General features: G+C 76.5%; 6 protein-coding genes. 5 read left to right on the plus strand and 1 reads right to left on the minus strand.

Annotated features, from left to right (window positions below; all coding sequences use genetic code 11):
- Positions 1 to 173: 173 nt before the first annotated feature.
- The 5 genes from fdxA to HLB09_RS12445 all read left to right on the plus strand — a co-directional run bounded on the left by fdxA (position 174) and on the right by HLB09_RS12445 (position 4469).
- Entirely contained in the window at positions 174 to 500 is a 327-nt protein-coding gene (gene fdxA / locus HLB09_RS12425) for a ferredoxin (protein WP_298806218.1), read from the plus strand.
- Positions 497 to 1717, plus strand: a complete 1221-nt coding sequence (gene dapC, locus HLB09_RS12430) for a succinyldiaminopimelate transaminase (RefSeq protein ID WP_339576736.1) — start codon at positions 497 to 499, stop codon at positions 1715 to 1717. Before fdxA ends, dapC begins: the two co-directional genes overlap by 4 nt.
- A gap of 181 nt (positions 1718 to 1898) precedes the next feature.
- Positions 1899 to 3215 (plus strand): citrate synthase, encoded by a 1317-nt coding sequence (locus HLB09_RS12435; protein WP_171203674.1) that lies wholly within the window; start codon positions 1899 to 1901, stop codon positions 3213 to 3215.
- Position 3216: 1 nt separating this feature from the next.
- Positions 3217 to 3504 (plus strand): hypothetical protein, encoded by a 288-nt coding sequence (locus HLB09_RS12440; RefSeq protein ID WP_171203675.1) that lies wholly within the window; start codon positions 3217 to 3219, stop codon positions 3502 to 3504.
- The gene (locus HLB09_RS12445; RefSeq protein WP_171203676.1) at positions 3501 to 4469 is read left to right on the plus strand and encodes an NAD-dependent epimerase/dehydratase family protein; all 969 of its coding nucleotides are present in this window, start codon (positions 3501 to 3503) and stop codon (positions 4467 to 4469) included. The genes HLB09_RS12440 and HLB09_RS12445 overlap by 4 nt, the downstream gene beginning before the upstream one ends.
- Before the next feature lie 66 nt (positions 4470 to 4535).
- Here the strand turns inward: HLB09_RS12445 and HLB09_RS17860 are convergent.
- The coding region (locus HLB09_RS17860) for a hypothetical protein (RefSeq protein ID WP_409373006.1) at positions 4536 to 5322 on the minus strand (787 nt) is incomplete at its 5' end.

Raw genomic sequence — 5322 nt, forward strand, 5'->3', positions numbered from 1 at the left:
GTGCCACGGCGGCCCACCCCGACTCCCGCTCCGCCCCGCGGCCCTGCGGCGCGCGCCGTCCCGCGGGGCGGTCCGGCGGGGCGAGCGCCGCCCCGCCGGGTAGATTGACCCACCGTTCCGCCGACGGCGCGCCCCGGTGCGCCGGCGACCTCGAGAGCCCGGAGGCACGACCCGTGACGTACGTCATCGCCCAGCCCTGCGTCGACCTCAAGGACAAGGCCTGCATCGAGGAGTGCCCGGTCGACTGCATCTACGAGGGCGACCGGGCCCTCTACATCCACCCCGACGAGTGCGTGGACTGCGGCGCCTGCGAGCCGGTGTGCCCCGTCGAGGCCATCTACTACGAGGACGACGTCCCCGAGCAGTGGAGCGCCTTCACGGCCGCCAACGTCGAGTTCTTCGACGACCTCGGCTCGCCCGGCGGCGCCGCGAAGATGGGCGTCATCCACAAGGACCACCCCGTCGTCACCGCGCTCCCGCCGCAGGAGCACGACAGCTGAGCGCCGTCACCGGCGGCGCCCGCCCCCCCGCCGCGGGGGGCGGGGCCGGGCGGCTGGCCCTGCCCGACTTCCCGTGGGACGCGCTGGCCCCCCACGCCGAGCGCGCCCGCCGAGCACCGGGCGGCCTCGTCGACCTGTCGGTCGGCACCCCCGTCGACCCGACGCCGGCCCTGCTGCGCGACGCCCTGGCGGGGGCCTCCGACGCGCCGGGCTACCCGCAGGTGTGGGGCACCCCCGCCGTCCGCGAGGCGGTGGCGGCGTGGTTCGCCCGCCGCCGCGGCGTGCCGGACCTCGACCCCGACGGCGTCATGCCGACGCCGGGCTCCAAGGAGCTCGTGGCGTGGCTGCCCACGCTGCTCGGCCTCGGGCCCGGGGACGTCGTCGTCCACCCCCTCGTCGCCTACCCGACGTACGACGTCGGCGCCCGCCTGGCCGGCGCCGCGCCGCTGCCGCTCGACGACGTGGCGTCACTGCCCTCACCGGTCGTCGACCTGCCCGGCGGGGGCACCGGCCGGGTGCGCCTGGTCTGGCTCAACTCCCCGTCGAACCCGACCGGCGCCGTCGACGACGTCCGCCGGCTGGCCGAGGTCGTGGCGTGGGCCCGCGAGCACGACGTCGTCGTGGCCGGGGACGAGTGCTACGCCGAGCTGGGCTGGACCCCCGCCGACCGTGGCGCCGCCGGCGAGGTGGACGTCGACGAGCGCGGCGACCTCGTGCCGCCGAGCGTGCTCGACCCCCGCGCCACCGGCGGGGACAGCCGCGGCGTGCTGTCGGTCTACTCGCTGTCCAAGCAGTCGAACCTCGCCGGGTACCGCGCGGCGTTCGTCGCCGGGTGCCCCGCGCTCGTCCGGCACCTCGTCGGCGTGCGCAAGCACGCGGGCGTCATCGTCCCGCGCCCGGTGCAGGAGGTGCTGCGGACGGCGCTCGGGGACGACGCGCACGTGGCGGAGCAGAAGGAGCGCTACCGCGCTCGGCGGGCCGTGCTGCGGGACGCGGTCACGGCGGCCGGCGGTCGTGTCGAGCGCTCCGACGCCGGGCTCTACCTCTGGACGACCTTCGACGAGCCCGCCATGGACACCGTCGCCCGCCTGGCCGACCGCGGCGTGCTCGTCGCGCCGGGCTCCTTCTACGGGGCCGCCGGCGAGCGGCACGTGCGGGTGGCGCTCACCGCCACCGACGAGCGGGTCGCGTCCGCCGCGGAGCGGCTGGCGGGCTGAGGCGCGGAGCGGCCGCCGTGGTCGCCGCCCGTCACCGGCGCCCGGTAGCGTGCGGGAGGCGCCCGAGACGGCGCCCCGCCGTCCCCGCCCCGGCGCCGCGACCCGGTCGCCGCGGGCGGTGCGGCCCCACGACCACGAGAGCGGCCCGCACGCCGAGCCGCGCTGCTGCGAGGAGACGCCCGTGACCGAGACCCAGGACGCCGCCGGAGCCGGACCCGAGGGCAGCGTGCTGCGGCACGCCGGGGGCGAGCTGCCGCTGGCGACCGTGCCGGCCACGGAGGGCAGCGCGGGCGTCGACGTCTCCGGGCTGCTCAAGGAGACAGGGCTCGTCACGCTCGACCCGGGCTTCGTCAACACGGCCTCGTGCCGCTCCGAGATCACCTACATCGACGGCGACGCGGGGATCCTGCGCTACCGCGGCTACCCGATCGAGCAGCTCGCGGAGGGCTCGACCTTCCTCGAGACGAGCTTCCTGCTCATCTACGGCCACCTGCCGAGCGCGGCCGAGCTGGAGGACTTCTCCGCGAGCCTGCGGCGCCACACCCTGCTCCACGAGGACCTCAAGAACTTCTTCGACGGGTTCCCCTCGAACGCCCACCCGATGCCGGTGCTCAGCTCCGCCGTCTCGGCGCTCTCGACGTTCTACGAGGAGAGCCTCGACCCCTTCGACCGGCGCGCCGTCGACCTCTCGACCGTCCGCCTCATGGCGAAGCTGCCGACGATCGCCGCGTACGCGCACAAGAAGACCCTCGGGCAGCCGTTCCTCTACCCGGACAACTCGCTCGGCCTCGTCGAGAACTTCCTCCGGATGACGTTCGGCTTCCCGGCGGAGCCCTACGAGGTCGACCCGGCGCTGGCGTCGGCGCTCGACCAGCTCTTCATCCTCCACGCCGACCACGAGCAGAACTGCTCGACGTCGACGGTCCGCATGGTCGGGTCCGGCCAGGCCAACCTCTACGCGTCGGTGTCGGCGGGCATCCACGCCCTCTCCGGGCCGCTGCACGGCGGCGCGAACTCCGCCGTCCTCACCATGCTCGACGACATCATCGCGAGCGGCGACGACGTGGACACCTTCATGGAGCGGGTGAAGAAGAAGGAGAAGGGCGTCCGGCTCATGGGCTTCGGGCACCGGGTCTACAAGAACTACGACCCGCGCGCCGCGATCGTCAAGAAGACGGCCGACCGGGTGCTCGAGCAGCTCGGCGTCAACGACCCGCGCCTCGACGTGGCGCTGCGGCTCGAGGAGATCGCCCTGCGCGACGACTACTTCGTCGAGCGCAAGCTCTACCCGAACGTCGACTTCTACACCGGCCTCATCTACAAGGCCATGGGCTTCCCCACGCGGATGTTCACGGTGCTCTTCGCCATCGGGCGCCTCCCGGGCTGGATCGCCCAGTGGCGGGAGATGATGGAGGACCCGCAGACGAAGATCGGGCGCCCCCGCCAGGTCTACGTGGGCGAGCCCGAGCGCTCCTACGTGCCGATGGACCAGCGCTGACGTGGCCCCCTCCGCCGGGGGGCCGGGCACGCGGGCGCTGCGCGCCCTGACGGCCGACGACGACGACCTGCGCCTGTGGGCCCGGCTCGCGCCGCTGGGCCTCGCGCTCGTCGGCGCCGGCGCCTGCGTCACGGGGGACGCGGCCGTGCGGCGCGGGGCGGGCGCCCCGGGCTGGGTGCTCGGCGGCGTCGTCGGCCTGTGCCTGCAGGGGGCCGGCCTGTCCGTCTTCGGCGAGGCCGTCAAGCGCCGGGCCCTCCACGACGCGCGGGGCGGCGGGAGCGGCGCGTGAGGGTCGTGGTCGTCGGGGCCACGGGCCACATCGGCACCTCCCTCGTCCCGCGCCTCGTGCGCGCCGGGCACGAGGTCGTCGCGATGAGCCGCGGCACGCGCGAGCCCTACGCGCCCGACGCGGCGTGGGCCTCCGTCGAGCGGGTGCAGGTGGACCGGGAGGCCGAGGACGCCGCCGGCACCTTCGCCGGCCGGGTCGCCGACCTGCGCCCCGACGCCGTCGTCGACCTCGTCTGCTTCACCGCGTCCTCGGCCGCCCAGCTCGTCGAGGGGCTGCGGGGGCGGGTGGGGCACCTCGTGCACACCGGCACCGTGTGGGTCCACGGCGACAGCACCGTGGCGCCGATGGACGAGGACGACGACCGCGAGCCGTACGGCGAGTACGGCGTGCAGAAGGACGCGGTCGAGCGGCTGCTCCTCGAGGAGACCCGCCGCGGCGGCCTCGTCAGCACCGTCGTGCACCCGGGCCACATCAGCGGCCCGGGCTGGCCGTGCATCACCCCGGCGGGCAACCTCGACCCGTCGGTGTGGCAGCGACTGGCGGCGGGCGAGCCGCTCGTCCTGCCGGGCTCCGGCTCCGAGCTGCTGCACCACGTCCACGCCGACGACGTGGCGGCGCTGCACGAGCGGGTCCTCGAGCGCCGGGAGGACGCCGCCGGCCTCGCCTTCCACGCGGTCTCGCCGCAGGCGACGACCTCCCGCGGCCTGGCCCGGGCCGCCGCGGCCTGGTTCGGGCGGGAGGCCGTCCTCGACCTCGTGACGTGGGAGCGCTTCGCCGAGGTGACCGCCCCGGAGCACGTCGAGGCGAGCCGGGCGCACCTGCTGCGCAGCCACTCCTGCAGCACCCGGCGGGGACGCGAGGTGCTCGGCTTCACGCCGCGGTGGTCCTCGGCCGAGACCTGCCGCCAGGCGGTGCGGGCGCTCGTCGACGCGGGGGAGCTCGACCTGGGCGGCGCCCGGCCCTGAGGCCCGCGCCCCGCCGCTGGACGACCGGCTGCCCGACGCCCCGCTGCCCGACTGGCCGTCGCTCGGTCAGCCCGCGACGGTGACGCGCACGACGCCCGGCCCGGGCGCCGCGGGGTCCTCGACCCACGCGGCCTCGCCGCGCGACCAGCGGCGACCGTCGGTCGCCACCTCGACGACGTCGGTGCCGACGGCGCGGGCGACGGCCCAGTGCGCCAGCGCCCAGCCGTCGCGCACGCCGGCCTCGTCCTCGCCGTGGACCCGCTCGAGGACCGCGCCCGGGGGTGCTGCGCCCGGGTCGCCGGCGGCCACGAGGTCCTCGCCGAGCTGCGCCGCGGCCTCCTCGACGACGACGCGGGCCCGCGGCAGCAGGCCGTCGTCCCCCGGCACCTGCGGCTCGCCCGTCGGCTCGACCTCCGGCAGCCGGCACACGAGCGCCGCGGGGGAGTACCCGGTGAGCGCCGAGGCCAGGGCGCGCGCCTCGGGCTCGTGGTCGGCGTACGCCGTCGGGAAGCCGGAGCGCTGCACCTCCTGGGCGGCGACCGTCACGTCGAGGCCCTCGTAGCCCTCGACCTCCACCAGCCCGTCGTAGAAGGCGTCGGTGGCGTACAGCGGGTCCTGCACCTGCTCGGGCGTGCCCCAGCCCTGCGAGGGGCGCTGCTGGAAGAGCCCGAGGGAGTCCCGGTCGCCGTAGGCGAGGTTCCGCAGCCCCGACTCCTGCACCGCCGTGGCGATGGCGATGGTGGCGGCCCGCGGCGGCAGGCCGCGCGCCCGGGCCCGGGCGGTGATGAGCGCCGCCACGGCCGCGCGGTCCGCCGTCAGCGTGTGCTCGTCCCCGCCGGCCTCGGCGGTGCAC

Source organism: Pseudokineococcus marinus (assembly GCF_013004605.1).
GTDB lineage: Bacteria > Actinomycetota > Actinomycetes > Actinomycetales > Quadrisphaeraceae > Pseudokineococcus > Pseudokineococcus marinus.